The 24790-nt window shown below is 68.7% G+C and carries 22 protein-coding genes; 12 read left to right on the forward strand and 10 right to left on the reverse strand.

What is annotated here, in order from left to right; translation table 11 throughout:
• On the reverse strand, positions 1-314 hold a 314-nt coding region (locus tag A5747_RS02945), incomplete at its 3' end, for an SDR family oxidoreductase (RefSeq protein WP_139333049.1).
• A gap of 72 nt (positions 315-386) precedes the next feature.
• On the reverse strand, positions 387-1091 hold the full coding sequence (locus A5747_RS02950; RefSeq protein ID WP_076122183.1) for a histidine phosphatase family protein: 705 nt from the start codon (positions 1089-1091) through the stop codon (positions 387-389).
• Between the two features lie 94 nt (positions 1092-1185).
• On the opposite strand from A5747_RS02950, the gene A5747_RS02955 reads away from it, so the two are divergent.
• Entirely contained in the window at positions 1186-2058 is an 873-nt protein-coding gene (locus A5747_RS02955) for a MaoC family dehydratase (RefSeq protein ID WP_076122184.1), read from the forward strand.
• Between the two features lie 8 nt (positions 2059-2066).
• Here A5747_RS02955 and otsB read toward each other — a convergent pair whose 3' ends face one another.
• Positions 2067-3329: a trehalose-phosphatase gene (otsB, locus tag A5747_RS02960; RefSeq protein ID WP_142245435.1), complete on the reverse strand. Its 1263-nt coding sequence runs from the start codon at positions 3327-3329 to the stop codon at positions 2067-2069.
• 52 nt (positions 3330-3381) lie between these two features.
• Here otsB and A5747_RS02965 point away from each other — a divergent pair, with 52 nt between their 5' ends.
• A complete protein-coding gene (locus A5747_RS02965; RefSeq protein ID WP_076122186.1) occupies positions 3382-6681 on the forward strand; it encodes an error-prone DNA polymerase in 3300 nt (1099 codons plus the stop codon).
• A gap of 1 nt (position 6682) precedes the next feature.
• Here A5747_RS02965 and A5747_RS02970 read toward each other — a convergent pair whose 3' ends face one another.
• Positions 6683-7093 (reverse strand): TIGR03667 family PPOX class F420-dependent oxidoreductase, encoded by a 411-nt coding sequence (locus A5747_RS02970; protein WP_076122187.1) that lies wholly within the window; start codon positions 7091-7093, stop codon positions 6683-6685.
• A gap of 33 nt (positions 7094-7126) precedes the next feature.
• Here A5747_RS02970 and A5747_RS02975 point away from each other — a divergent pair, with 33 nt between their 5' ends.
• The gene (locus A5747_RS02975) at positions 7127-7771 is read left to right on the forward strand and encodes a nitroreductase family protein (RefSeq protein WP_076122188.1); all 645 of its coding nucleotides are present in this window, start codon (positions 7127-7129) and stop codon (positions 7769-7771) included.
• Between the two features lie 23 nt (positions 7772-7794).
• Here A5747_RS02975 and A5747_RS02980 read toward each other — a convergent pair whose 3' ends face one another.
• Entirely contained in the window at positions 7795-8739 is a 945-nt protein-coding gene (locus tag A5747_RS02980; RefSeq protein WP_076122189.1) for an NADP-dependent oxidoreductase, read from the reverse strand.
• Positions 8740-8874: 135 nt separating this feature from the next.
• On the opposite strand from A5747_RS02980, the gene A5747_RS02985 reads away from it, so the two are divergent.
• The gene (locus A5747_RS02985; protein WP_076122190.1) at positions 8875-9360 is read left to right on the forward strand and encodes a MarR family winged helix-turn-helix transcriptional regulator; all 486 of its coding nucleotides are present in this window, start codon (positions 8875-8877) and stop codon (positions 9358-9360) included.
• A 10-nt stretch (positions 9361-9370) separates the two neighbouring features.
• On the opposite strand, the gene A5747_RS02990 is transcribed toward A5747_RS02985, so the two are convergent.
• Positions 9371-9835, reverse strand: coding sequence for a tRNA (cytidine(34)-2'-O)-methyltransferase (locus A5747_RS02990; protein ID WP_076122191.1), 465 nt, complete (start codon positions 9833-9835; stop codon positions 9371-9373).
• Positions 9836-10112: 277 nt separating this feature from the next.
• Here A5747_RS02990 and A5747_RS02995 point away from each other — a divergent pair, with 277 nt between their 5' ends.
• From A5747_RS02995 to A5747_RS03015, 5 genes are read left to right on the forward strand one after another with little or no spacing between them, the layout of a single operon-like run.
• Complete coding sequence (locus A5747_RS02995; RefSeq protein ID WP_076122234.1) at positions 10113-13034, forward strand: sensor histidine kinase; 2922 nt, start codon at positions 10113-10115, stop codon at positions 13032-13034.
• Positions 13031-13432 (forward strand): serine protease inhibitor, encoded by a 402-nt coding sequence (locus A5747_RS03000; RefSeq protein ID WP_076059635.1) that lies wholly within the window; start codon positions 13031-13033, stop codon positions 13430-13432. Before A5747_RS02995 ends, A5747_RS03000 begins: the two co-directional genes overlap by 4 nt.
• A gap of 6 nt (positions 13433-13438) precedes the next feature.
• Complete coding sequence (locus A5747_RS03005) at positions 13439-13813, forward strand: DUF742 domain-containing protein (RefSeq protein ID WP_076122192.1); 375 nt, start codon at positions 13439-13441, stop codon at positions 13811-13813.
• A complete protein-coding gene (locus tag A5747_RS03010; protein ID WP_076122193.1) occupies positions 13794-14393 on the forward strand; it encodes an ATP/GTP-binding protein in 600 nt (199 codons plus the stop codon). The genes A5747_RS03005 and A5747_RS03010 overlap by 20 nt, the downstream gene beginning before the upstream one ends.
• 5 nt (positions 14394-14398) lie before the next feature.
• A complete protein-coding gene (locus A5747_RS03015; RefSeq protein WP_076122194.1) occupies positions 14399-14959 on the forward strand; it encodes a pentapeptide repeat-containing protein in 561 nt (186 codons plus the stop codon).
• A 22-nt stretch (positions 14960-14981) separates the two neighbouring features.
• Here A5747_RS03015 and A5747_RS03020 read toward each other — a convergent pair whose 3' ends face one another.
• Genes A5747_RS03020 through A5747_RS03030 form a run of 3 tightly spaced genes read right to left on the reverse strand, consistent with a single transcriptional unit; the run spans position 14982 to position 21386 of the window.
• Positions 14982-17498: an ATP-binding cassette domain-containing protein gene (locus A5747_RS03020; protein WP_076122195.1), complete on the reverse strand. Its 2517-nt coding sequence runs from the start codon at positions 17496-17498 to the stop codon at positions 14982-14984.
• A gap of 7 nt (positions 17499-17505) precedes the next feature.
• A complete protein-coding gene (locus A5747_RS03025) occupies positions 17506-20151 on the reverse strand; it encodes an FHA domain-containing protein (protein WP_076122235.1) in 2646 nt (881 codons plus the stop codon).
• A gap of 29 nt (positions 20152-20180) precedes the next feature.
• Complete coding sequence (locus A5747_RS03030) at positions 20181-21386, reverse strand: NADH:flavin oxidoreductase (protein WP_076122236.1); 1206 nt, start codon at positions 21384-21386, stop codon at positions 20181-20183.
• A 39-nt stretch (positions 21387-21425) separates the two neighbouring features.
• Between A5747_RS03030 and A5747_RS03035 the strand changes: the two genes are divergently transcribed.
• Together A5747_RS03035 and A5747_RS03040 are read left to right on the forward strand one after the other, a co-directional pair.
• Positions 21426-22271, forward strand: coding sequence for a bifunctional methylenetetrahydrofolate dehydrogenase/methenyltetrahydrofolate cyclohydrolase (locus A5747_RS03035; RefSeq protein WP_076122196.1), 846 nt, complete (start codon positions 21426-21428; stop codon positions 22269-22271).
• On the forward strand, positions 22268-22549 hold the full coding sequence (locus A5747_RS03040) for a DUF3017 domain-containing protein (protein WP_076122197.1): 282 nt from the start codon (positions 22268-22270) through the stop codon (positions 22547-22549). The genes A5747_RS03035 and A5747_RS03040 overlap by 4 nt, the downstream gene beginning before the upstream one ends.
• On the opposite strand, the gene A5747_RS03045 is transcribed toward A5747_RS03040, so the two are convergent.
• Positions 22546-23043 carry a DUF732 domain-containing protein gene (locus A5747_RS03045; protein WP_175611151.1) on the reverse strand — a complete coding sequence of 166 codons (498 nt, stop codon included), beginning with the start codon at positions 23041-23043 and terminating at the stop codon, positions 22546-22548. The two genes, A5747_RS03040 and A5747_RS03045, sit on opposite strands and share 4 nt — an antisense overlap.
• A 261-nt stretch (positions 23044-23304) precedes the next feature.
• Here A5747_RS03045 and A5747_RS03050 point away from each other — a divergent pair, with 261 nt between their 5' ends.
• Positions 23305-24741: an FAD-binding oxidoreductase gene (locus tag A5747_RS03050; RefSeq protein ID WP_076122237.1), complete on the forward strand. Its 1437-nt coding sequence runs from the start codon at positions 23305-23307 to the stop codon at positions 24739-24741.
• The last annotated feature ends 49 nt before the right edge of the window (positions 24742-24790 follow it).

Below are 24790 nucleotides of genomic sequence, written 5' to 3' on the forward strand. Positions count from 1 at the left end.
ACGGCGCGGGTTCCCTCCACGTTGGCGGCCCGCTGCGCGGCCTCGCCGGCGGTGAGGTCGTAGATCGCCGCGCAGTGCACGACGTGGGCGACTCGACCCAGCTCGGCCACGGTCTCGTCGCTGAGTGCCAGCTCCGGAAGCTCGCCGACCAGTGGTTTCGCCCGCTCCCCCCACTGCGCGGCGAGGCGCTCGAAGCGTCCCAGCGACTGGCGGCGGACCAGCACCCACACCTCGGCATCGGCGCGCTCGTCCAACAGGCGAGCTACGACGCGGCGACCAATAAACCCGGTACCGCCGGTAACGACATACCGCATGCAGCCATCGTGGCGGTTGGTGCGGCGCACGTCAACCGTGATCTGTACCGCTCTCGGGCGGCCAGGCGTCGCTCAGGCCGTGAAGTTGCGGATGCCGTCCCAGTCCACCAGCGTCCAGCCGTCCACCGGGTTGCCGGTGACGACCACGCGCCCGATGTTCGGCAGGGGATGGCTGCTCAGCAGGCTGGTCTTGGCGTTCTTCGTGTTCATCAGCGTCCAGACCATGATCGCCGTGCCCTGCGAGAACACCGCCGGGCTGTGGTGGCCGCTGTTGTAGATCTTCTGGATCGCGGCGGTGAACTGGTCGTTGAACTGTTTGCCGCTGACCGACCCCGGGATGCTGTTCTGCAGGTCGCCGTTGATCCAGTCCGCCGGCGCCAGCATGTACGTCGAGCTTGACATCGTTTCGGGTTTGCCGTTGTACCAGCCGGCATTGATCGACTGCAGGCCGTTCAGCACCTCGACCTGCTTGCCTAGTTCACTGGCCAGCGGCCCGGCGGTCTGCTGGGCTTCCGCCATCTCCGAGGCGTAGACGCTGTCGAACTGGTTGTGGCCGGCCTGGTGTACCAGTTGCTGGGCCTGCCCCTTGCCCTCGGCGGTGAGGCTGGGGCCGGGGATACCGGTGTCGATGACCCCGTCCGCATTCGCCTGGGACTGCGCGTTGCGGATGAAGGTCAGGGTGATGCTGTGCGCCTGCGCCGAGCCGCCGCAGGCACCGACGATTACCGTTGCGGCAAGCACGCTGGCCGCCTTCCAGATCATGCTGCGATTGCGCATGGCGATAGCCTGCCCTGCCCACCGTGTCGGTGGGAAGGGTTTGCGATGGTTGAGTGCAGAAAAAGGCCGAATTTCCACGGGAGAGGATGCTCGTATGGCGATTGATCCGAGTGCCGTCGGTGCGGTGACCGAACCGATGACCTTCGAATGGACGGACCGGGACACGTTGCTGTATGCCCTCGGCGTCGGTTGCGGGATCGACGACTTGTCGTTCACCACCGAGAACAGCCACGACACCCCCCAACAAGTGCTGCCCACCTATGCGGTGATCTGCTGCCCGGCGTTCGGGGCGGCGGGCAAGATCGGAAAGTTCAACTGGGCCATGCTTTTACACGGATCGCAGGGCATCCGGCTGCATGCGCCGCTGCCGGCGGCGGGAAAGCTGTCGGTGGTCTCCGAAGTCACCGACATTCAGGACAAGGGCGAGGGCAAGAACGCGGTCGTGATGCTGCGCTCTCGCGGTACGGACCCGGACTCGGGGACGCTGATCGCCGAAGCGTCGACCACCTTCGTCATCCGGGGCGCGGGCGGTTTCGGGGGGCAGCCGGGTCAGCGGCCAGTCGCGCCGGAATTTCCGGACCGCGAGCCCGACGCCCGGATCCCGCTGCCCACCCGCGAGGACCAGGCGCTGATCTATCGGCTGTCCGGTGACCGCAACCCCCTGCATAGCGACCCGTGGTTCGCCCGTGAGCTGGCCGGGTTCCCCAAGCCGATCCTGCACGGGCTGTGCAGCTACGGAGTGTCGGGCCGGGCGCTGGTCGCCGAGCTCGGCAAGGGCGTCGCCGCCAACGTCACCTCGATCGATGCGCGGTTCAGCTCGCCGGTGTTTCCCGGCGAGACGCTGACCACGCTGATCTGGCGGACCGAGCCGGGCAAGGCGGTGTTCCGCACCGAGGCGTCGGGCGCCGAAGGCAACCCGGCGCGCGTGGTGCTGGACGACGGCGCGGCGGAATACGTGGACGGCTAGCTGGTCGGCTAGCCCACGTGCGCGTCGCTGAGCTGACGCGCCAGCCGGTCGGTGAACTCGGTGACCCGCGCGGGGCTGTCCAGCGCGAACAGCGCCGCGGTGGCGCGGTCACCATCGTCGGTGTGCCGCACCACAATTGGGACGCCGTCGTGGCGCACCGCGTCGAACGCGTCCTCGTCGGTGATGTCGTCGCCGAGATAGATGGGCGTCAGGTTCGCGCCCGCGTGAGGCCCGGCGTGGCGCAGGTGGTCGATCACCCACCGAAGGGTTTTCCCCTTGTCCCAATCGATGTCCGGGCGCAACTCGATGACTTCGCGGCCGGTGGTCACGCGCAGGGCGTGGCGCTGACCCGCCGCGCGCACCGCCGCCGTCACCTCCCCGACGCGATCGCGGGCGGCGTTGCGATAGTGCACCGCCACGCCGAATCGCTTGTGCTCCACCACAACACCGGGAAGCGACCCGAGCTGGTCGCGCAGCTGGCCGGCGACGCGCTCCAGCACCGGTATGGCCGCCGCAGCCGCGTCGTTTTGGTGATGCGTTCCGTCGGGTGCGGTCAGCTCGAAACCGTGGCTGCCCGCATACCAGATGCCGGGCAGGCCGACCCGCTCGGTCACGTCGGCGAGGTCGCGGCCGGACAGCACCGCGACCGGGCAGTGCGCGGCCAATTTCCGCAGCGCCTCGGCCGCGCCGGCGGCCGGCCGGGCCGCGTCCGGATCGTCGACGATGTCCGACAGCGTGCCGTCGAAGTCGAAGAACACCGCCGGCTGCCGGGCGGTCAGGCCCGCGGCCAGGCCGAGGGCCTGCAGTGCGTCGGGAAGCTGCGAGAGCCGTCGGTCCCCGGTCCGCACGGTCACTTCCTGTAGCCCGGCCACGACCGCGTCGGCGCCCAACCGGCGTAGCTCGTCGCGGTGACCCGTGGGGTCGACCCCGATGACCAACGCGAATCCGCCGTCGCTCCCGGCCGTGACGCCGGCCGCGTCGTGCGCGACGACGACGCACCGACCGGGTCGCGCGCCCAGCTCGCCGGCCGCCTCGGCCGGGCCGCCCACGTGCACGTCACCCAGATCGCCGATCCCGGCCTTAGCCAGCGCGTCTCGGCGGTCGGGGTGGTGGGAAAAAACGGCGGTGCCGGCACCGATCTCGTGCAGCAGCCGGATCAGCGTCACCGCCGCGTCCGCCGCGCTGCCCTCGGCCGTCACCACCGCGTCGAGGTCGAACAGCACCGCGTCATGGCGGCGCGGGTCGATGATGACCTGCCCCAACTTGCGCACGACCAACCTTCTCACGGAGCGGTATCGAACATACATTCGATATACTCGGGGCGTGGGCTGGTTCAACGGGCCGCCGAGTTGGGCGGAAATGGAGCGGGTGCTCGATGGCAAGCCGCGCCGTGCGGGTGGCCCGGCCCCGGTCGAGCCGGCTTACGAAGCCGGGGGAGATGTCCCCACGTCGCGCAAGCGCGGGGCGTATGAGCCGCCGGACGACAACCGGAGGGTCCGCTCGTCCGTCGCCTACGCCGAGCTGCACGCGCATTCGGCGTACAGCTTCCTCGACGGGGCCAGCACGCCGGAGGAGCTGGTCGAGGAGGCGGCCCGGCTGGATCTGCGCGCTCTGGCATTGACCGACCACAACGGGCTGTACGGGGCGGTGCGGTTCGCCGAAGCGGCCGCGGAACTCGACGTGCGTACCGTCTTCGGCGCCGAACTGTCTTTCGCGCCCGTCGCCCGCACCGAGGAGCCCGATCCGCCCGGCCCGCATCTGCTGGTGCTGGCCCGTGGCCCGGAGGGCTACCGTCGGCTGTCGCGGCAGCTGGCCGCTGCGCATCTGGCCGGCGGCGAGAAGGGCAAGCTGCGCTACGACTTCGACGCGCTGACCGAGGCGGCGGGCGGGCACTGGCACATCCTGACCGGGTGCCGCAAAGGCCATGTGCGCCAAGCGCTTTCCGACGGCGGCCCGGACGCGGCGGCCAGCGCGCTGGCCGACCTGGTGGACCGGTTCGGCGCGGCGCGGGTCAGCATCGAGTTGACCCATCACGGTCATCCGCTCGACGACGAACGCAACGAAGCGCTGGCCGCACTCGCGCCGCGGTTCGGTGTCGGTGTCGTCGCCACCACCGGCGCGCACTTCGCGGGGCCGTCGCGGCGCCGGCTGGCCATGGCGATGGGGGCGATCCGGGCCCGGCAGTCGCTGGATTCCGCCGCGGGATGGCTGGCCCCGCTGGGTGGTTCGCATCTGCGCTCCGGCGAGGAGATGGCCCGGCTGTTCGCGCAGCGGCCCAAGGCGGTGACCGCCGCGGCCGAGCTTGGCGAGCAGTGTGCGTTCGGGCTGGCGCTCATCGCCCCGCAGCTGCCGCCGTTCGACGTGCCCGACGGGTACACCGAGGACAGCTGGCTGCGGCAGCTGGTGATGGCCGGGGCGCGCGACCGTTACGGACCGGCCGAAGCCGCGCCGCGGGCCTACTCCCAGATCGAGCACGAGCTGAAAGTCATTGCCCAACTGCAGTTTCCGGGGTACTTCCTGGTGGTGCACGACATCGCCCGGTTCTGCCGGGACAACAACATCCTGTGCCAGGGCAGGGGATCGGCGGCCAACTCCGCGGTCTGCTATGCCCTCGGCGTCACCGCGGTGGACCCGGTGACCAACGAGCTGTTGTTCGAGCGCTTCCTGTCGCTCGCCCGTGACGGTCCGCCCGACATCGACATGGACATCGAATCTGACCAGCGCGAAAAGGTCATCCAGTACGTCTACGACAAATATGGCCGGGACTACGCCGCACAGGTCGCCAACGTCATCACCTACCGGGGGCGAATCGCGGTGCGCGACATGGCCCGCGCCCTGGGTTTCTCGCAGGGACAGCAGGACGCGTGGAGCAAGCAGGTCAGCAGCTGGAACGGGCTGGCCGACTCGCCCGACATCGAAGACATTCCGCCGCAGGTGATCGACCTGGCCACCCAGATCCGGAACCTGCCGCGGCACATGGGAATCCACTCCGGGGGCATGGTGATCTGCGACCGTCCGATCGCCGACGTGTGCCCGGTGGAGTGGGCCCGCATGGAGAACCGCAGCGTTCTGCAATGGGACAAAGACGACTGCGCCGCAATCGGTTTGGTGAAGTTCGACCTGCTCGGGCTGGGCATGCTCTCGGCGCTGCACTATGCGAAGGACCTGGTGGCCGAGCACAAGGGCATCGAGGTCGATCTGGCCAGGCTCGATCTCTCCGAACCGGCGGTGTACGAGATGCTGGCGCGCGCCGATTCCGTCGGCGTGTTCCAGGTGGAGTCGCGGGCGCAGATGGCGACGTTGCCGCGGCTGCGGCCGCGTGAGTTCTACGACCTGGTGGTGGAGGTGGCGCTGATCCGTCCCGGGCCCATCCAGGGCGGGTCGGTACACCCCTACATCCGGCGGCGCAACGGCATCGACCCCGTCGTCTACGACCACCCCTCCATGGAACCGGCGCTGCGAAAGACGCTGGGGGTTCCGCTCTTTCAGGAGCAGCTGATGCAGCTCGCGGTCGACTGCGCCGGCTTCTCGGCCGCCGAGGCCGACCAGCTGCGGCGCGCCATGGGATCCAAGCGTTCGGCCGAGCGCATGCGACGCCTGCGCGGCCGGTTCTACGACGGCATGCGCGCGTTGCACGGCGCCACCGACGAAGTGATCGAGCGGACCTACGAAAAGCTGGAGGCATTCGCCAATTTCGGCTTCCCGGAAAGCCACGCGCTGTCCTTCGCGTCGCTGGTGTTCTACTCGTCGTGGTTCAAGCTGCACCACCCGGCGGCGTTCTGCGCGGCACTGCTGCGCGCACAGCCGATGGGTTTCTATTCCCCGCAGTCGCTGGTGGCCGATGCGCGCAGGCACGGGGTGGTGGTGCACGGTCCGTGTGTCAACGCCAGCCTGGCGCACGCCACGTGTGAGAACTCCGGGACGGAGGTGCGGCTGGGTTTGGGCGCCGTCCGTCATATCGGCGACGATCTCGCCGAACAGCTGGTCGAGGAGCGAAAAGCCCACGGCCCGTTCGCTTCTCTGCTGGATCTGACGGCCCGGCTCCAGCTATCCGTGCCGCAGACCGAAGCGCTGGCGACGGCCGGGGCGCTGGGCTGCTTCGGGATGTCCCGCCGCGAGGGTTTGTGGGCGGCCGGGGCGGCGGCCACTCAGCGGCCCGACCGGTTACCCGGCGTGGGGTCGTCGTCGCACATTCCGGCGCTGCCGGGGATGAGTGAGCTGGAGCTGTCGGCCGCCGACGTGTGGGCCACCGGGATCTCGCCGGACAGTTATCCGACGCAGTTCCTGCGGGATGATCTCGACGCGATGGGTGTGGTTCCCGCCGAGAGGCTGCTGAGCGTGCCCGACGGCGACCGCGTGCTGGTCGCCGGCGCGGTGACCCATCGGCAGCGACCCGCGACGGCCCAAGGGGTGACCTTCCTCAATCTCGAGGACGAGACCGGGATGGTCAACGTGCTCTGCACGCCGGGAGTGTGGGCCCGGCAGCGCAAGCTGGCCAATACGGCGCCGGCACTGCTGGTGCGCGGCCAAGTCCAAAACGCCAGTGGCGCAGTCACTGTCGTGGCCGAGCGGTTGGGCCGCATCACCTTGGCGGTCGGCTCGCGCTCGCGTGACTTCCGCTGATTCAGCCCGTTGGCGTCGTCCACACTTTGGTCGGGGTGATGGTCAGCCGGGTGCTGTAGGAGCCCATCGCCTCGGTCAGGCCGAACTTCGCGGCCTCCTCGCTGTACTTCGCCCAGTACGGCTCATCCTCGCGGCAGTCGACGTCGGTGGCGTCCACCGTGGCGACGCCGCCGACCACGATGATGCTGCCGCCGTTGCCGTCGGAATCCAGGTTGAGGCTCACCTTGGGGTGCGACTTGATATGTGCCACCTTGGCCGCCTGCGGCATGGAGTACACCGTCAGCGCGGCGCCGTCGAAGTAGAACCAGATCAGCCGCGGCACCGGTTGGCCCGATTTCGCGACGGTCGTCAGCCACCCGTAGTGGTCGGAGATAAGCCTGCTGGAAACCTCTTGTGTCAGTTCGACGCTCATGGCACGAATCTAGCCCGCAGGTAGTCTCCACCCATGACCCTCAACCTGTCCGTCGACGAAGTTCTCACCACCACCCGCTCGGTCCGCAAGCGCCTCGATTTCGACAAGCCAGTATCCCGCGAGGTGTTGATGGAATGCCTCGACTTGGCGCTGCAGGCGCCCACCGGCTCGAACTCGCAGGGCTGGCAGTGGGTCTTTGTCGAGGACGCCGAGAAGAAGAAGGCGATCGGCGACATCTACCTGAAAAATGCCCGCGGCTACCTCGCCTCGCCGTCACCCGAGTACGCCGAGGGGGATACCCGCGGTGAGCGGATGGGCAAGGTGAGGGATTCCGCGACCTATCTGGCCGAGCACATGCACGAGGCGCCGGTGCTGATGATTCCCTGCATCGAAGGCCGCGAGGACAAGACGCCGCTGGGCGGCGTGTCGTTCTGGGCGTCGCTGTTCCCGGCGGTGTGGAGCTTCTGCCTGGCGCTGCGCTCCCGCGGCCTGGGCTCCTGCTGGACGACGCTGCACCTGCTGCGCGATGGCGAAAAGCAGGCCGCCGAAGTGCTCGGCATCCCCTACGACCGGTACAGCCAGGGCGGGCTGTTCCCGATCGCCTACACCAAAGGCACCGACTTCCGGCGGGCCAAGCGGCTGCCCGCCGAGAGCCTCACGCACTGGAACAGCTGGTAGACCCCCGCGCGGGACTCATCGGGCTACTGGTCGGCCGGCAGGAGGATGGTCTTGCCGTGCAGGCGGCCGGCGTCGGAGTCGGTATGCACGGCCGCGGCCTGATCGAGAGGGCGCCGGTCGGCGACGTCGATGCGCAGTTGCCCGGCGTCGACGCGGCTGACCAGCCCGGCCAGCTGTGCGGCGTCGCTTCGGACGAAGACGCGCTGCGTGCGGACCTGGCGGCCGGGGTTTTCCGGCCCCGAGGTCATGGTGCCGACGTGGCAGCCGCCGTCGGCGACGACGCCGATGAGGGCTTCGGTCTCCTCCGGCGAGGTGCTGACCAGGTTGAGCACCACGTCGAACGGTGCACCATCGACGTCGATCGGCGAGTGCGTGTAGTCGATGTAATCGACGATCCGGTCGGCGCCCAGGGCGCGCAGACGTTCGGCGTCACGCGTCTTTGCGGTCGCGGTCACGACGGCACCGGCCTGCTTGGCCAACTGAATCGCATAGCCGCCGACCGCACCTGACGCGCCATTGATCAGGATCGTCCGCCCCGCCGTCAAACTGGCGATCTCGAACAGCGCTTGCCACGCCGTCAATGCGGGCTCCGGCAGCGCAGCCGCATCCGCTAGATCCACCGACTGCGGTGCGGCGGCCAGCGACTCGGCCGGCGCTATCGCGTACTCCGCGGCGGCGCCATCGGCATCCAGCGGCAGAAACGCCACGACCGCATCGCCGACGTTCCATCGCTGAACCCCGTCACCGAGTTCGGCGATTGTGCCCGCGACGTCGACGCCGGGGATGTGCGGGAAGCTGATTTCGTACACCTCGGACAGGTAGCCGCCGCGGATGCCGGCATCCACCGGATTGAACGAGGTGGCGGCCACTTTCACCAGCACCTGCCGCGGGCCCGGCACCGGTCGCGGCGCCTCCTCGTACCGCAGAACGTCGCTATCGCCGTATCGGTGGTATCGCACAGCCTTCATGAATTTCTCCTTCCTTGATTGCTTCGATGTTGAAGCAGTTATGCCTGGAGTAACTTGCTTCAATATCGAAGCAATTCCGAGGACGGCTGTGACGGTCGTCTCATTGCTTCGATGTTGAAACATTAAGATGACGGGATGGCCGCAGGCCTCAAGCCCGTGCAACTGCGCACTTACTTCGCCCTGACCGAGGCGACCAGCTTGCTCCAGTACGCCGTGCGACAGCAGTTGCAGGCCGAGGGCGGCCTCAGCTACGTGCAGTTCGAGGTCTTGGCCAAACTGGTCGACGCCGGCCAACCGCTCACCATGACTGAGCTCGCCGATGGCGTGGTCTATAGCCGCAGCGGCCTGACCCATCAGGCGGGACTGCTGGAAAAGGCGGGGCTCATCACCCGCCAAGTCAGTACCCATGACAAGCGCGCCACGGGCGTCGAGATCACCGAGGCGGGTCGAGCCCTTGTCGCCAAGGTTCTACCCGGCCACATCCAGGTCGTGCGCGACCTCCTGTACGGCTCACTGTCCGATCAGGACGCGCAGATCCTCGGCGAGCTCATGAGTCGCGTCCGCGATCACATGCGTGGTCGGCCCCCCCGCTCGGCCGCTCCGCGCAAACGCACCGGCTGATCGACCGCGTCTAGACCGCGCCCGAGTAGCCGTGCTGCCGCCAGGCCTCGTACACGGCGATCGCGGCCGCGTTGGCAAGGTTCAGGGAGCGCCGGCCGGCCAGCATGGGAATACGCACCTGCTGCGTGACGTGGGGGTCGGCCAGGGTCGCCGCGTCCAGTCCGTCGGGTTCCGGCCCGAACATCAGCACGTCGCCGGGCCGGTAACCGATGTCGGCGAACGAGGTGCTCGCGTGCGCGGTGAACGCGACCACCCGCGCCGGCAGCAGCGCGTCCCACGCCGCCGGCAGCGACGGGTGCACGGTGACCGACGCCAGGTCGTGGTAATCCAGCCCGGCCCGCCGCAGCTTGGGCTCGGACAGATCGAAACCCAGCGGCTCGACCAGGTGCAATTCGGTGCCGGTGGCGGCCGCCGTCCGGATGGCGTTGCCGGTGTTGGGGGCGATGCGGGGGCTATAGAACAGCAGCCGAAACATCTGCCGATCATTGCAAAACCGTCCGCGCCGCTGACCCGCCGTGTTTGCCAGATTTGCTCGCCGGTGTAGGCAGAAACCTTAAAGGGCTCTGTCTGCTCAGTAACAATTCTGGTGACCTGAGGCTTGGGCTGTCATACTCGTCGGATTGCCAGGCGTTCTCCGCTCGCGCCTTTCTGTGCGGGGTGGGTGCGAATAAAGCAGGAAGTTTCATGAGGCTCTTTTGTTCAGCGCTGAATGTCAGCGCAGCGGCCCTTCGTGCGGCCGCGATCACGTGACCATGTTCGCCCGCCCGGCCGACTCGGTCGAGGCGGTTCCCCCCGAGTTCGCCGACGCCCCCGCCGCCGCGGCGCCGGTCAAGCGTCCGCCGGCCTGGTCGCTGACCAACTGGCCGGTGCGGTGGAAAGTCCTGGCGATCGTGCTGGTCCCGCTGGTTTTGGCGTCGCTTTTCGCCGCGTTGCGCGTCAACGCCGCGATGGCCAACTCCAGCGGCCTGCGGCTGGCCGCGGCCCGGGCCGACGTCCTACCGGCGATCACCAAGTACATGTCCGCGCTCGACGTCGCGCTGATGGCGAGCTCGGCCAACCGCGACCAGGAAGGCGCGAAGAAGAACTTCGAGGCCCGCAAGGGCGAGCTCGCGGCGCGGCTGGCCGACACCGATGTGACTCCCGACGTCCGGTCGGCGGTGACCAACCTGCTCAACGGCGGGCAGGCGCTGTTGAGCAAGGTGGCCGACAACAGCATCGGTTTGCGGGAGCGAGTGACGACCTATGCGCCGCTGCTGTTGACGGCCGAGGACGTCATCAACGCGTCGGTCCGGGTCGACGACGAGAAGATCCGCGCCGAGGCACAGGGCCTGAGCCGCGCGGTCGGGGCCCGCGGGCAGATGACCATGCAGGAGATGCTGGTCACCCGGGGCGCGGACCTGCCCGAGCCGCAATTGCGCACCTCGATGATCACCCTGGCGGGTACCGAGCCGTCGACGCTGTTCGGGATGAGCGAAGTGCTGGGTGCGGGCTCGCCGGAAGCCAAGACACTGCAGCAGCAAATGGTGACCCGGATGGCGATGATGTCCGACCCCGCCAGCGCGCTGGTCGACAATCCCGAGCTGCTGCGTTCGATACGGACCACCGACGGGATCGCCGAACAGGTCATCAAGGACGCCACCGCGTCGGTGACCAAGTCGGTGCACGCCCAGGCCGATGATCGGCGCCGCGCCGCCATCCTCGACAGCATCCTGGTGCTGGCCGCCATCGTGGTCGCGCTGGCCATCGTCTTGCTGGTGGCGCGCGCGCTCGTCGTGCCGCTGCGGGTGCTGCGCGACGCCGCCCTCAAAGTCGCGCACACCGACCTCGAGGAAGAGGTCGCGCTGGTCAAAGGCGGTGGCGCCGAGCCGATCCCGCAGCCGTTGCCGGTGTACACCACCGAGGAAATCGGCCAGGTCGCCCACGCCGTCGACGAACTGCACACCCAGGCCCTTTTGCTCGCCGGCGACGAGGCGCGCCTGCGGCTGCTGGTCAACGACATGTTCGAGACCATGTCGCGGCGCAGCCGGTCGCTGGTCGACCAGCAGCTGCAGCTCATCGACCGACTGGAACGCAACGAGGAGGATCCCGACCGCCTCGACAGCCTCTTCCGGCTGGACCACCTGGCCGCCCGGCTGCGCCGCAACAGCGCCAACCTGCTGGTGCTGGCGGGCGCGCAGCTGGCGCGCGACCAGCGCGAGCCGGTGCCGCTCGCGACGGTCATCAACGCCGCCGTTTCCGAGGTCGAGGACTACCGCCGCGTCGAAATCGCCCGCGTACCCGAGTCCACGCTGATCGGTGCGGCCGCCGGTGGTGCCATCCATCTGTTCGCCGAGCTGATCGACAACGCCCTGCGCTACTCGCCGCCGACGACGTCGGTGCGGATCTCCGGGGCGCCCGGCGGCGACGGCGGGGTGCTGGTGCGGATCGCCGACGCGGGTTTGGGCATGAACGACGCGGATCGGCGCATCGCCAACATGCGGCTGCAGGCCGGCGGCGAGGTCACCCCCGACAATGCCCGCCACATGGGGCTGTTCGTGGTCGGCCGGATCGCCGCCCGGCACGGCATCCGGGTCGGGCTGCGCGGTCCAGGTCCCAACGAGGCGGCGACCGGTACGACGGCGGAGATCTACCTACCGGCGACGGTGCTCGTGGGGGCCGCCTCGCGGGCGGCCGCAGCGCGAGCGCGGGCCCGGGGCGTGTCCTCCCCGAGCACCCAACTCGCCAACGCGATGGCGACGACGGACCCCGGCGGCGAGGCCGCCCTGCGGGACGCCGACGTGGCGACGACGTCCACCCACAACGGCGCTCACACGGCTGTCCCACCGGATTCCCACACGCCGGTTCCGCCGATCACCCTGTTGCCGCGCCGCGACCCGGGTTCCAGCGGCATCACCGAAGTTCCCGCCCAACCTCCCGAGAAGCCGCGCCGGCACCGGCGCGAGCTGGCCACCCCCTGGTGGGAGACCCAGAAGCAGCCGGAGCCGAAACCGGCGCCGCCCGCGGAGCCCGAAACCCCGGCCGCGGCGGTGTCGGACACCTCGGCATTCTTCGCCGCCCGGTCGCGGGAGGTCATTGAGCCCGAGGAGACGCCGACCGCCGAAGCGGACAGCGTGCAAGCCGACGCGTCCGTCACCCCGATCCGGTCGGTCCCGTCAATCCCGTCGATCCCCGAGGCGGCAGAGGCTCCGGATGCCGCGGAGACCCCGAGCGAGGACGACGTGATCTACCGGCGGATGCTCTCGGAGATGCTGGGCGACCCGCACGACCTGGTCAACAGCGCCGACCTGGATTGGCAGTCGGTGTGGGACCGTGGCTGGTCGTTGGCCGCCGAGGCCGAGGACAAGCCCGTCGAGTCGCACACCGCCGAGCACGGCCTGCCGGTGCGGACCCCCGGCGCCCGGCTGGTGCCGGGGGCGGCCAACGGTGTCGGCCTCGCCGCGCACGACCGGCCGGACGAGGACGGCCCCGACGAGGACCGCCCCGGCCAGGACGAAGGCTCCCTCGTAGGATCGAATGGCGGATCCGGTTCCAGCCGGTCCGAGCGGCGGCCGCAACATGCGGCCGCGGTGCGCGATCCCGACGCGGTTCGCGCCTCCTTCAGCAGCCATTTCGGTGGCGTGCGCACCGGCCGCTCGCATGCCCGTGAATCGAATCAAGGACCCGATCAGGAATGACGTCACCGGATAACTCACTGGACTGGCTGGTGACGAACTTCGCCCGCGAGGTCCCCGGGGTGGCGCACGCGCTGCTGGTGTCCGTCGACGGGCTGCCCATAGCCGCCAGCGAGCATTTGCCCCGCGAGCGGGCCGACCAGTTGGCCGCGGTGGCCTCCGGGCTCGCGAGCCTCGCGACCGGGGCCGCGCAGCTGTTCGAGGGCGGGCAGGTGCTGCAATCCGTGGTCGAGATGCAGAACGGCTATCTCTTGCTGATGCGCGTCGGTGACGGCTCACACCTGGCCACACTGGCGGTGACGTCGTGTGACATCGGTCAGATCGGTTACGAGATGGCCATCCTTGTCGAACGGGTGGGCGGCGTCGTGCAGTCCTCCCGCCGATCCGCTGCACACTCGTGAGCCGCGATGGACAAGCGCGAGTCCTGGCCGCCCTCACGTGAGGCGAGCCTCGTCCGTCCGTACACCCTGACGTCCGGACGGACCGGAACCAAAGTCGACCTTCCGCTGGAAGCGCCGATTCAAGCGTTGCAGGCCGGACTGGCGCACCGATGGCCGCCCAACGACGCGAGAGGCAAGATCATCCAACTGTGCGTCAAAAGCCTGTCCGTCGCGGAAATCTCCGCCCGGCTCGATTTGCCGGTCGGTGTCACGCGCGTCTTGATCGGCGATCTGGTGCTATCCGAATACGTTCGGGTACATCGAACGTTGACCGAGCGTTCGACCCGCGATGAGCGCCACGATCTCATAGGAAGGACGCTGCGTGCCCTACGCGCACTCTGAGCCGCACCCCGATGCGCACTCCGATGAGGGAGCCACCGCGTCGACGAAAATCGTCATCGCGGGTGGGTTCGGCGCCGGCAAGACGACGTTCGTCGGGGCGGTCTCGGAGATCATGCCGCTGCGCACCGAGGAGATGGTCACCGACGCCTCGGCCGGCGTCGACATGCTCGAGGCCACTCCCAACAAGCGGACCACCACGGTCGCGATGGACTTCGGCCGGATCACCCTGGAAGAGGACCTGGTGCTCTACCTGTTCGGCACCCCGGGCCAGCGCAGGTTCTGGTTCATGTGGGACGACCTGGTCCGCGGCGCCATCGGGGCGATCGTCCTGGTTGACTGCCGGCGGCTGCAGGACAGCTTTGCCGCTGTCGACTTCTTCGAGCACCGCAACCTGCCGTTCTTGATCGCGGTCAACGAATTCGAAGGCGCGCCACGCTATCCCGTCGACGAGGTGCGCGAGGCGCTGACCCTGCCCCGCCACATCCCGGTGATCTCCGTCGACGCACGGGATCGCAGATCGGCGACCGACGCCCTGATCGCGGTCAGCGAGTACGCACTGGAAACGCTGGCCGCGAGCTGACCGCTTTGCAGCCCTGGGTCGACTGCGAATTCTCCGGCAGGGATTTTCGCGACGAGGACCTCAGCCGGTTGCGCACCGAACGGGCCGTGTTCACCGAATGCAATTTCAGCGGCGCCAACCTGGCCGAATCGCAGCACCGCGGATCCGCCTTTCGCAACTGCACGTTCGAACGAACACTGTTGTGGCACAGTACATTTGCGCAGTGCAGCATGCTGGGTTCGGTCTTTGTGCAATGCCGGCTGCGGCCCATGACCTTCGACGAGGTGGACTTCACACTCGCGGTGCTGGGCGGCAACGACCTGCGCGGTGTCGACCTGAGCGGCTGCCGGCTGCGCGAGACCAGCCTGGTGGAAACCGACCTGCGCAAGGCCGTGCTGCGTGGCACCGACCTGTCCGGGGCGCGGACCGCCGGCACCCGGCTCGACGACGCCGACCTGCGCGGCGCGACTGTCGACCCGTCGTTGTGGAGAACCGCCACGCTGGCCGGGGCGCGTGTCGACGTCGGCCAGGCCGTCGCCTTCGCGGCCGCCCACGGGCTGCGGTTGGACGGGGGCCCGGACGGCTGAGCCGTCGCTATCGCTCGAGCCGCTATCGCTTGAGCCGCATGCGCCACCACACGACGCCGGTATAGAACGCCGACAACGCCGCGAGCATGGCCATGTCGAAGAGCCAGGTGCCGGACGTGTGCTGGAAGTGACGGTCGCGGGGACTCTGCGGACCGGGGGCCACCGTCCACAAATCCACCGTCGATCCCGACGCCGCGTACCCCCACCGGGAGGGCACCACCCAGGACAGCTGATCGAGAAAGATCCGGTTCGTGATCGGAACCATGCCGCCGGAGAGCACCATCTGCATCATCAACGACACCACGAGCAGCGGCATGATCTGCTCATTCGAGCGGGCCAGCGACGACAGCAGCAGGCCGAGCATCGCCGAAGCCACACAGGTCGCCGCGACGGTGACGTACAACTCGAAGGTGGCATTGCCGAGCAGCACGGCCGGCCGCGTCGGCGCGCCCTTGCCCACTATCACGATGGTGGTCGCGATCACCGCCTGGACGATGGCGAACACGCAGAACACGACGACCTTGGCGCCCAGATAGGCCCCGGTCGACAGACCGACCGCCTGCTCTCGCCGGAAGATCGCGCGCTCGCCGATGAGGTCGCGCAGCGTCAGCGCCGTACCCATGAAGGCGGCGGCCATGGTCAGCAGCATCAAGATCGTCGCGGCCTCGCCGGCGGAGGCGCTCGTCGGGTCGGCGATGCCGAAACCGGTGTCGCCGGGAACGGTCAGCGACAGCGCACCCATGACGAACGGCAACAGCGCCAGGAACACGAAATACGCACGGTCGGACACGATCAGGCGAACCTGGCGCCGCGCGATCGTGGAGAACTGACGGCGCACGCTGGTGTGTGCCGAGTCGCCGAGTTCGGCCGCGGGCGCTTCGGCTTCCGGCGGCGGCGGGGGTTTGTTCTGGGCGAGGAACCGGCGATTGGCCTCGTCCGGGTCGGCACCCACCTTCGCGAAAATGTGGGCCCAGTTGGTGGTCCCCATGACCTCGCCGATCTGGTCGGGTGCGCCCAGGAACGCGGTTTTGCCGCCGGGGGCCATCAGCAGCACCTGATCGCAGATGTCCAGATACGTCAGCGAGTGGGTGACCACCAGCACCACGCGGCCGGCGTCGGCCAGTTGCCGCAGCATCGTCATGACTTGCAGGTCCAGCGCGGGGTCAAGGCCCGAGGTCGGTTCGTCGAGGATCAGCAGCGACGGCCCGGTGAGCAGCTCGAGCGCGACCGACGCGCGTTTGCGCTGGCCGCCGGAGAGCTTGTCGACCCGGGTGTCCGCGTGCTGCGTCAGCCCCAGCTCGTCGAGGACCTGCGCGACGACCTCTTCGCGGTCGGCCTTGCTGGTATCCGGCGGCAGGCGCAGCTCGGCGGCGTAGCCGAGCGCCTGGTTGACGGTCAGCTGGCGGTGCACGACGTCGTCTTGGGGCACCATCCCGATCCTGGTGCGCAGCGTCGCGTAGGCGGTGTGGATGTTGTGGCCCTCAAACGTGACGGTGCCGGCTGTGGGGGTGGCGTACCCGGCGATCAGCCGCGACAGCGTGCTCTTGCCGGCGCCGGATCCGCCGATGATGGCGGTCAGGGTGCCGGGCCTGGCGGTCAGCGAGATCTTCTCGAGCAGGCTCTTGCCGTCGACGCTGAAGTCGACGTGTCGGACCTCCAGGCCGCCGGTGCGCGTCGCCGCTTCCTGGCGGCGCAGCAGGACGCCGCCGGTGAAGACCAGGTCGACGTTGCCGATGGTGACGACGTCGCCCTCGGACAGCAGCGCGGACCCGACCCGGAGCCCGTTGACGAACGTCCCGTTGATGCTATTGGCGTCGCGGATCTCGGTGCCGATCGGCGTCGGGGCCAGGAAGGCGTGATAGCGCGACGCCAGCACGTCGTGGATGACGATGTCGTTGTCGATCGCGCGGCCGATCCGGGCGGCGCCGGCGACGGGTGCCGCCCCCGATTCGGGCCCCAGGGGTTTGATCGTTCTGGTCGGGGCGTCGGGCCCGGGCCCGGCCGTGGGCGGCGGCACCTGGTGGGTTTGTGCTTTGGGCGCGACGATCGGCACCGGCTGCGGCGCGCCGGGCTGGTAGCGGCGCGCGACCGGTGCCTGGGCCGGTGATTGGCGGGGCACGGGCTGCGAGCGCGACGCCGGGCTGCGTATGGCACCCGACGGCGGCCCCTCGGGTGGCGCGATCGTCGGGATCACCTGCGTCGTCCGCGGTAGCGAGCCGACGCTGCCCCGGTGATGTCCGACCTCGAAGGTGATCCGCGGCCCGTCGGGCTTGCCGATGTTGATGCTCTGCCCGTCTTGGATGTCGACGGTGGGCACGCGCTGGCCGTTGACGAACACACCGTTGAGCGAGTTGTTGTCGACCGCCACCCAGCGGCCCTGGTCGAAGCGCAACAGCACGTGCGCGCGGGCGACCAGCGGATGAGCCACTCGCAGGTCGGCGCGCAGGTCGCTGCCGACCACCACGTCACCGCCCGGGGCGAAGCTGCCCTGGGATCGGTTGGACCGAACGGTCAGCACGGGCTGCGCAGGGCGATTCATTGGGTGATCAGTGCCGCTTGAGCCGGATCTTCCACCACACGATGGCGCTGTAGAGCACGCTCAACAGTGCGAGCATCGCCATGTCGAACAGCAGAATGTGTTTGGAGTGCTGCCAGACCGGGTCGTTGGTCGGGATCTGTTTGACCTTCACCAGTGACGGAAAGTCGATCGAGGACGCACCCCCGGCGTAGCCCCAGCGGGCGGGTGTCAGCCATGCGAGCTGCTCGAGACCGACGCGTTGGTAGACCGGGATCATCCCGCCGGACAACACCAGCTGCGACATGATCGACACCACGAGCAGCGGCATGATCTGCTCGTTGGACTGCGCCAGCGACGACAGCAGCAGGCCGAGCATCGCCGAAGCAACACAGGTGCCCGCGACGGTGACGAAAAGCGAGAACGTCGAGTTGCCAAAGAAGGGCGGGTCTGCGGTCGGCGCGCCCTTGCCCAGCCGCACGATGAACGTTGCGATCGCTGCCTGCGCGGTCGCGAAGACGCAGAACACCACGATCTTGGCCAGCAGATACGCCGTGGTGGACAGGCCGACGGCCTGCTCCCGGCGGAAGATGGCGCGCTCGCCGATGAGGTCGCGGATGGTCAGCGCGGTGCCCATGAAGACGGCGCCGATGTTCAACAGCACCATGATGTACTGCGGCTGAGTGGGCGCGAGACCGAGCGGGTCGGCGGGGCCGAGGCCGGGTTTTGGACCTTTCACGGTCAGCGACAACGCGCCGATGAGGAACGGCAAGATCGCCAGGAAGATCGTGTAACCGCGGTCGGACACGACGAGGCGAACCTGACGGCGGGCGATCGTCGATAGCTGCCGCCACAGGTCGGTTTGGGGTGGTTCGCCCAGATCCGCCGGGCTCTCGGGAGCCGGCGCTTGCGACGACGGCTGGTTGCGTTCCTTGAAACGGCGGTTGGCCTCGTCGGGATCGGCGCCCACCTTGGCGAAGATGTCGGCCCAGTTGCGGGTCCCCATGGCCGCCTCGACCTGGTCGGGCGGCCCGCAGAACGCGGTCTTACCGCCGGGCGCGACCAGCAGGATCTGATCGCAGACGTCGAGATAGGACACGGAGTGGGTGACCACCAACACCACGCGGCCGGCGTCGGCGAGCTGACGCAGCATCAGCATGACCTGACGGTCCAGCGCCGGGTCCAGCCCGGACGTCGGCTCGTCCAGGAGCAGCAGCGATGGTTGGGTCAGTAGCTCCAGCGCCACCGAGGCGCGTTTGCGCTGGCCGCCGGAGAGCTTGTCGACCCGGGTGTCTGCGTGTTTGGTCAGCTCGAGTTCCTCGAGCACCTGAGCGACGACCTGGGCACGTTCCTCTTTGCTGGTGTCGGGCGGCAGGCGCAGCTCGGCGGCGTAGCCAAGGGCCTGGTTGACGGTCAGCTGGCGGTGCACCACGTCGTCCTGCGGGACCATCCCGATCCTGCTGCGCATGGACGCATATTCGGTATGGATGTTGTGACCCTCGAAGGTCACCGAGCCCGACGTCGGGGTGGTGTAGCCGACGATCAGCCGCGACAGGGTCGTCTTGCCGGCGCCGGAACCACCGATGATGGCGGTGAGCGTCCCGGGCCGGGCGGTCAGCGAGATGTGGTCCAGAAGTTGCTTGCCGTGGTCGACGGTGAAGCAGACCGAGTTCACCTCCAGGCCGCCGGTGCGCGTCGCCGCTTCGGTGCGCCGGACCAGGGTGTCGCGGGTGAACACCAGGTCGACGTTGCCGATGGTGACCACGTCTCCTTCGGTGAGCACCGCAGACCCGACCCGCACACCGTTGACGAAGGTCCCGTTGACGCTGTGCGCGTCGCGGATTTCGGTGCCCAGCGGCGTCTGAGTCAGGAACGCGTGATGGCGTGACGCCAGCACGTCCTGGATGACGACGTCGTTGTCGGTGGCACGGCCGATCGTGATCGAGCCGACCGGCTTCTGTATCGCCCCGGACCGAGACGGCATCAGCGCCTGGAACATCTTCGTCGCGAGGTTGCCCACCTCCGGTTGCTTGGGGGCGGTGCGTGATATCTCGGTGTGCGGCGCGGCCGGCGCCGACGCCGCGGATCCCACACTCGGCATCTGCGGCGGCGGGAAGCTGGGTGGCGGTGGCGGCGCGCCGGGCGGAAACGCGGTCGGCCGGGCCGGTGGTGGCCCCGGCGGTGGGCCCGGATGCGGTCGACGCAACGGGGGCGCGGCGCGGTTCGGCGGGCGCCCCGGCGGGCCGGGCGGCGCGGGTGGAGGGCCCGGCTGACCCGGGGCCGGCGAGGGCGGCCACGCCGTTCCCGCGTGCGCCGCCACCGGGATGCCCATCGACTCGGTGCGGGGCGGGCGACCCGCCATCCCTTGGTAGTGACCGATTTCGAAGGTCAGCTGCGGCCCGTCGGGATTGCCGATGTTGACGGTCTGGCCGTCGTGGATGTCGACCACCGGCACCCGGCGGCCGTTGACGAAAGTCCCATTGAGCGAACCGTTGTCGATCGCCAGCCACCTGCCCTGGTCGAAGCGCAGTAGTAGATGGGCACGCGAAATCAACGGGTGTGTGATGCGCATGTCGGCGCGGAGATCGCGACCGACCACCACGTCATGGCCCGCCGCGAAAGTCCGTTCCGACCCGTCGTGTCGAACGGTTAGCGCTGGCGGGGGTGCGGCGGTCATCGCCACAACTCTAGCTGGTGCAACTGCCGTCAGCCTGCAATGTCAGGCGCCCCGGTAACCACGCAGTGCGTCCGGCTGTAGACCGTGGGCATGCAGCGATTGCAGTGCGTGCACGCCGAGTGCACGCCGTGCGCGGCGCCGTCGGCCGCGATCCGATTGACCAGGTCCGGCTCGGCCAGCAGCGCCCGGGCCATCGCGACGAATTGGAATCCCTCCGCCATCGCCAGGTCCATCGTTTCCCGGTTCGTGATGCCACCGAGCAGGATCAGCGGCATCGTCAGCTCGGCGCGGAACAGCTTGGCGTGGCGCAAGAGATAGGCCTCGCGGTAGGGATACTCGCGAAGGAATTTCTTTCCCGTCATGCGGATGCCCCAGCGCAGCGGCGGCTTGAAGGCGCCGGCGAACTCCTTGACCGGTGCCTCGCCGTGAAACAGATACATCGGGTTGACCAGCGAGCTGCCGGCGGTGAGTTCGATCGCGTCCAGCCCGCCGTCGTCCTGCAGCCATTTGGCGGTGGTCAGCGATTCCTCGGTGCTGATGCCGCCGCGCACACCGTCGGCCATGTTGAGCTTCGCGGTCACCGCGATCGGCGTCCCCTCTTTTTCCACCGCGCGCCGGACAGCCATCACCATGCCGCGGGCCAGCTTCGCCCGGTTCTCCAGCGATCCACCGAACTCGTCGTCGCGGCGGTTGATCAGCGGCGACAGGAATGCGCTTGCCAAATAGTTGTGACCCAAATGGATTTCGACCGCGTCGAAGCCCGCCTCGATGGCCAGGCGCGCGGCGTTGGCGTGCCCTTCGATGACGTCGTCGATGTCCTCGCGGGTTGCCTTCTTCGCGAACCGCATCCCGATCGGGTTGAAGAACCGCACCGGCGCCAGGGCGGTGGCCTTGTTGGAGCGGGCGTTGGCCACCGGGCCGGCGTGGCCGATCTGTGCGCTCACCGCCGCGCCCTCGGCGTGGATCGCATCGGTCAGCCGCCGCAGTCCCGGCACCGCCTCGGGGCGCATCCATAGGCCGTTGCCCTCGGTGCGGCCGCCGGGCGAGACGGCGCAATACGCGACGGTGGTCATGCCCACCCCGCCGGCGGCCGGCAGCCGGTGGTATTCGATCAAGTCGTCGCTCACCAGCGCGCCGGGTGTGCGCGCCTCGAACGTCGCGGCCTTGATGATCCGGTTGCGGAGCGTGACCGGGCCCAGCTTGGCCGGCGAGAACACGTCTGGGGTCTCGGGCATGTGGGCAGCGTAAACCTTGGCCATGGAACACTGTCAGGCGTGGGCGCAATCACGCTGGACGGCAAGGCCACCCGTGACGAGATCTTCGTAGACCTGAAGAAGCGCGTCGCCGAGTTGAGCGCCGCGGGTCGCACGCCCGGGCTGGGTACCATCCTGGTCGGGGACGACCCGGGCTCGCAGGCCTACGTCCGCGGTAAGCACGCCGATTGCGCCAAGGTGGGCATCAACTCGATCCGCCGCGACCTGCCCGCCGACATCAGCGCGGCCGTGCTCGACGAGACGATCGACGAGTTGAACGGCAATCCCGATTGCACCGGTTACATCGTGCAGTTGCCGCTGCCCAAGCACCTCGACGAGAACGCGGCGCTGGAGCGCGTCGACCCCGACAAGGACGCCGACGGACTGCACCCGACCAACCTGGGCCGGCTGGTACTGAACAAGTCCGCGCCGCTGCCGTGCACCCCGCGCGGCATCGTGCATTTGTTGCGCCGCTACGACGTCGAGATCGCCGGGGCGCACGTGGTCGTCATCGGCCGGGGTGTCACGGTTGGCCGCCCGCTGGGCCTGCTGCTGACCCGTCGCTCCGAGAACGCCACGGTGACGTTGTGCCACACCGCAACTCGCGACTTGCCCGCGTTGACCAAGCAGGCGGACATCATCGTGGCCGCCGTGGGAGTGCCGCACCTGCTGACCGCCGACATGGTGCGGCCCGGTGCCGCGGTGCTCGACGTGGGCGTCAGCCGGGTGGACGGCAAGCTCGTCGGTGACGTGCATCCGGACGTGTGGGACGTCGCCGGTCACGTGTCTCCGAATCCCGGCGGCATCGGCCCGCTGACTCGGGCGTTCCTGCTGACCAACGTCGTCGAGCTGGCCGAGCGGCGATGACCGCCAGGACCGTCCTGCGGGCGCAATGGCCGATTCTGTCGGTCGGGCTGATTTTCGCCGCGGCTTTGGTGTTGGTCGGGGCCAACTTCTGGCGCCGCGGTTCGCTGCTGATCGGCATCGGCGTCGGGGCCGCGGCGGCGCTGCGGTTGGTGTTGTCCGAAGACCGTGCCGGCCTGCTGGTGGTGCGCAGCAAGGGCACTGACTTCATGACGACCGCGATGGTCGGGGCCGCGATGATCTACATCGCGTCGACCATCGATCCGCTGGGGACGCGTTAGATCCCCGGCGTGTAGTTGCCTGGGATGCCGGGCATGCCCCCAGGCACACCCGGCATCCCTCCCGGCATGCCCGGCATCCCCCCCGGCATGCCCGGGACCTGCGGCACACCAGATAGGTTGCCGTTGGCTATGTTTGCCATTTCGGTCGGGCAGTACGTCTGTATCGCGATCGTGGTGAACATCTGGGCCATTCCCGGCGATAGGCCGGCGCCCCGCACGCGCTGCACGGCCGCGGCCATGCTCCCGCCCGGCTGGGCGAGCATCGGGCAGATGGATTCGCCGACAGCCATCGCGTTGCCGGGTTGGCCGAAGTCGACGCCGGCGTGGTTCAGCGCGTCGATGAAGGCGTCGTCGGTCCCCGGGTCGGCCTCGGCGGGCGCCGAAAAGGCCGCGGCCATCGTGAGCAGGGCGGCCGTCGCCGCCAGCAGGCGGATCGTCAGGGGCTGACGGCGAAACACCCACAGCCAGTCCTGAGTTCGTGCCAGAGCCTTCAACAGCTTCCCCATCCGTCCCGAGTGCGCTCAGGGCACTCAAATCACTTTGGAAACTTTGGTCTACTACTGTCACATTTACAACACGGGGAGATAAAGGTTTGCACACTATGCGTTTCGTGAACGCGACGTGCGCGAGACTTCGGTTATTGGAGCGGCTGTAGGTCGGCACGCGCCGACACGCGCGTCGACACCCGACTTTCGGGGCGAAATGGTCCAGAATCTGGCATGACGACGAATCGCAGCCGTCCGTCTGACCCCGTGATCTCCCGTGTTATCTCCCGTCAGGCTTTGCTCCGCGGCGCCGTCGGAGCGTTGTTGAACGGGGCGGTGTTCGGCGGCACGCGTGCGGCGGCCGACCCGGACCCCGGGTGGGACGGTCTGGCCTCGTCGATCGGCGGTGCTGTTCTGTTGCCCGCCAACGGAACTCAGTTCGTGACGGGCAAGCAAATCTTCAATTCGTTCTACGACAACTCCAATCCCGCTGCGGTGGTGAGGGTCTTGTCGCAAGCCGATGTGCAGAAGGCGTTGTCGTTCGCCACGGCGCACAACCTGAGGGTCGCGCCGCGTGGGGGAGGGCATTCGTATGTCGGCGCGTCCAGCGCCACCGACACGATGGTGCTCGACCTGCGCGGGCTACCGGGGGGAGCGAACTTCGACGGCGGTAGCGGCAACGTCACGGTGACGCCGGCGACGAATCTCTATGCGGTCCACCAGGCGTGCGCCGCCGCCGGCCAGGCGATCCCCACCGGGAGCTGTCCGACGGTCGGCGTCGCGGGGCTGGCGCTCGGCGGCGGGATTGGGGCCGATTCCCGGCACGCGGGCCTGACGTGTGACGCGCTGAAGTCCGCCACCGTGGTGCTGCCGAGCGGCGATGTGGTCACCGCCTCGGCTAGTGACCATCCGGATCTGTTCTGGGCCCTTTGTGGCGGTGGCGGGGGCAATTTCGGTGTGACCACGTCGATGACCTTCGGAACGTTCGCTACCGCCGACAGCGACGTGGTCCGGCTCGATTTCCCGCCGGCGTCGGCCGTTCAGGTGCTCGTCGGCTGGCAGTCGTGGCTGACCGGCGCGGACCGAAACACCGGCGGAATCGTCGATCTCGCCATCGGCGCGACTCCGAGGTGCCATATCCTGGCGACCTGTCCGGCCGGCGCGGGATCCGGGGTGGCCGATGCCATCAAATCGGCGGTCGGCGTGGCGCCCACCGCGGTGCAGACCAAGACGATGAGCCACATGGATCTGGTGATGTTCCTGGCCGGCGGCAGTTCGGCGCCTCCGCCGCGCGGGTTCGTCGCCGGATCCGACGTCATCGGTTCGGTGGATTCGGCTGCGGCCCATGCCATTGCCACCGCGATCGGGCAGTGGCCCTCTTCGGCGGGGCAGGCGTCGGTGCTCGTCGACCCGTTGGGCGGCGCGGTGGGCGATGTGGCCGCCGGAGACACCGCATTTCCCTGGCGTCAGCAGTCCGCGGTGCTGCAATGGTACGTGGAGCCGGCCGCAAGTCAGGTGTCCGCAGCCAATCAGTGGCTGAATTCCGCACACCAAGCGGTGCAACAGTTTTCGGTTGGCGGCTACGTCAATTACCTCGAGGTCAACACCCCCGCGGCCCGCTACTTCGGGCCGAACCTGTCGCGGCTGACGACCGTCCGGCAGAAGTACGACCCGAACCGGATCATGTTCTCCGGATTGAACTTCTGACGCCTTCCGGTCGGTCCACCGTCGTTCAAATTTCTTGCGCCACTTTGGT

This window comes from Mycobacterium sp. IS-836, from assembly GCF_001954275.1.
In the GTDB taxonomy this organism is placed as follows: Bacteria; Actinomycetota; Actinomycetes; order Mycobacteriales; family Mycobacteriaceae; genus Mycobacterium.

Bases quoted from the DNA above. Each gene is read 5' to 3' on its own strand.
- A5747_RS02950 (WP_076122183.1), bottom strand. From the start codon at position 1,091: ATGCGCAATCGCAGCATGATCTGGAAGGCGGCCAGCGTGCTTGCCGCA.
- A5747_RS02975 (WP_076122188.1), top strand. From the start codon at position 7,127: ATGACCCTCAACCTGTCCGTCGACGAAGTTCTCACCACCACCCGCTCG.
- A5747_RS02995 (WP_076122234.1), top strand. From the start codon at position 10,113: ATGTTCGCCCGCCCGGCCGACTCGGTCGAGGCGGTTCCCCCCGAGTTC.
- A5747_RS02970 (WP_076122187.1), bottom strand. From the start codon at position 7,093: ATGAGCGTCGAACTGACACAAGAGGTTTCCAGCAGGCTTATCTCCGAC.
- A5747_RS02980 (WP_076122189.1), bottom strand. From the start codon at position 8,739: ATGAAGGCTGTGCGATACCACCGATACGGCGATAGCGACGTTCTGCGG.
- A5747_RS03040 (WP_076122197.1), top strand. From the start codon at position 22,268: ATGACCGCCAGGACCGTCCTGCGGGCGCAATGGCCGATTCTGTCGGTC.
- A5747_RS03000 (WP_076059635.1), top strand. From the start codon at position 13,031: ATGACGTCACCGGATAACTCACTGGACTGGCTGGTGACGAACTTCGCC.
- A5747_RS03005 (WP_076122192.1), top strand. From the start codon at position 13,439: ATGGACAAGCGCGAGTCCTGGCCGCCCTCACGTGAGGCGAGCCTCGTC.
- A5747_RS02985 (WP_076122190.1), top strand. From the start codon at position 8,875: ATGGCCGCAGGCCTCAAGCCCGTGCAACTGCGCACTTACTTCGCCCTG.
- A5747_RS03030 (WP_076122236.1), bottom strand. From the start codon at position 21,386: ATGCCCGAGACCCCAGACGTGTTCTCGCCGGCCAAGCTGGGCCCGGTC.
- A5747_RS03020 (WP_076122195.1), bottom strand. From the start codon at position 17,498: ATGAATCGCCCTGCGCAGCCCGTGCTGACCGTTCGGTCCAACCGATCC.
- A5747_RS03025 (WP_076122235.1), bottom strand. From the start codon at position 20,151: ATGACCGCCGCACCCCCGCCAGCGCTAACCGTTCGACACGACGGGTCG.
- A5747_RS02955 (WP_076122184.1), top strand. From the start codon at position 1,186: ATGGCGATTGATCCGAGTGCCGTCGGTGCGGTGACCGAACCGATGACC.
- A5747_RS02990 (WP_076122191.1), bottom strand. From the start codon at position 9,835: ATGTTTCGGCTGCTGTTCTATAGCCCCCGCATCGCCCCCAACACCGGC.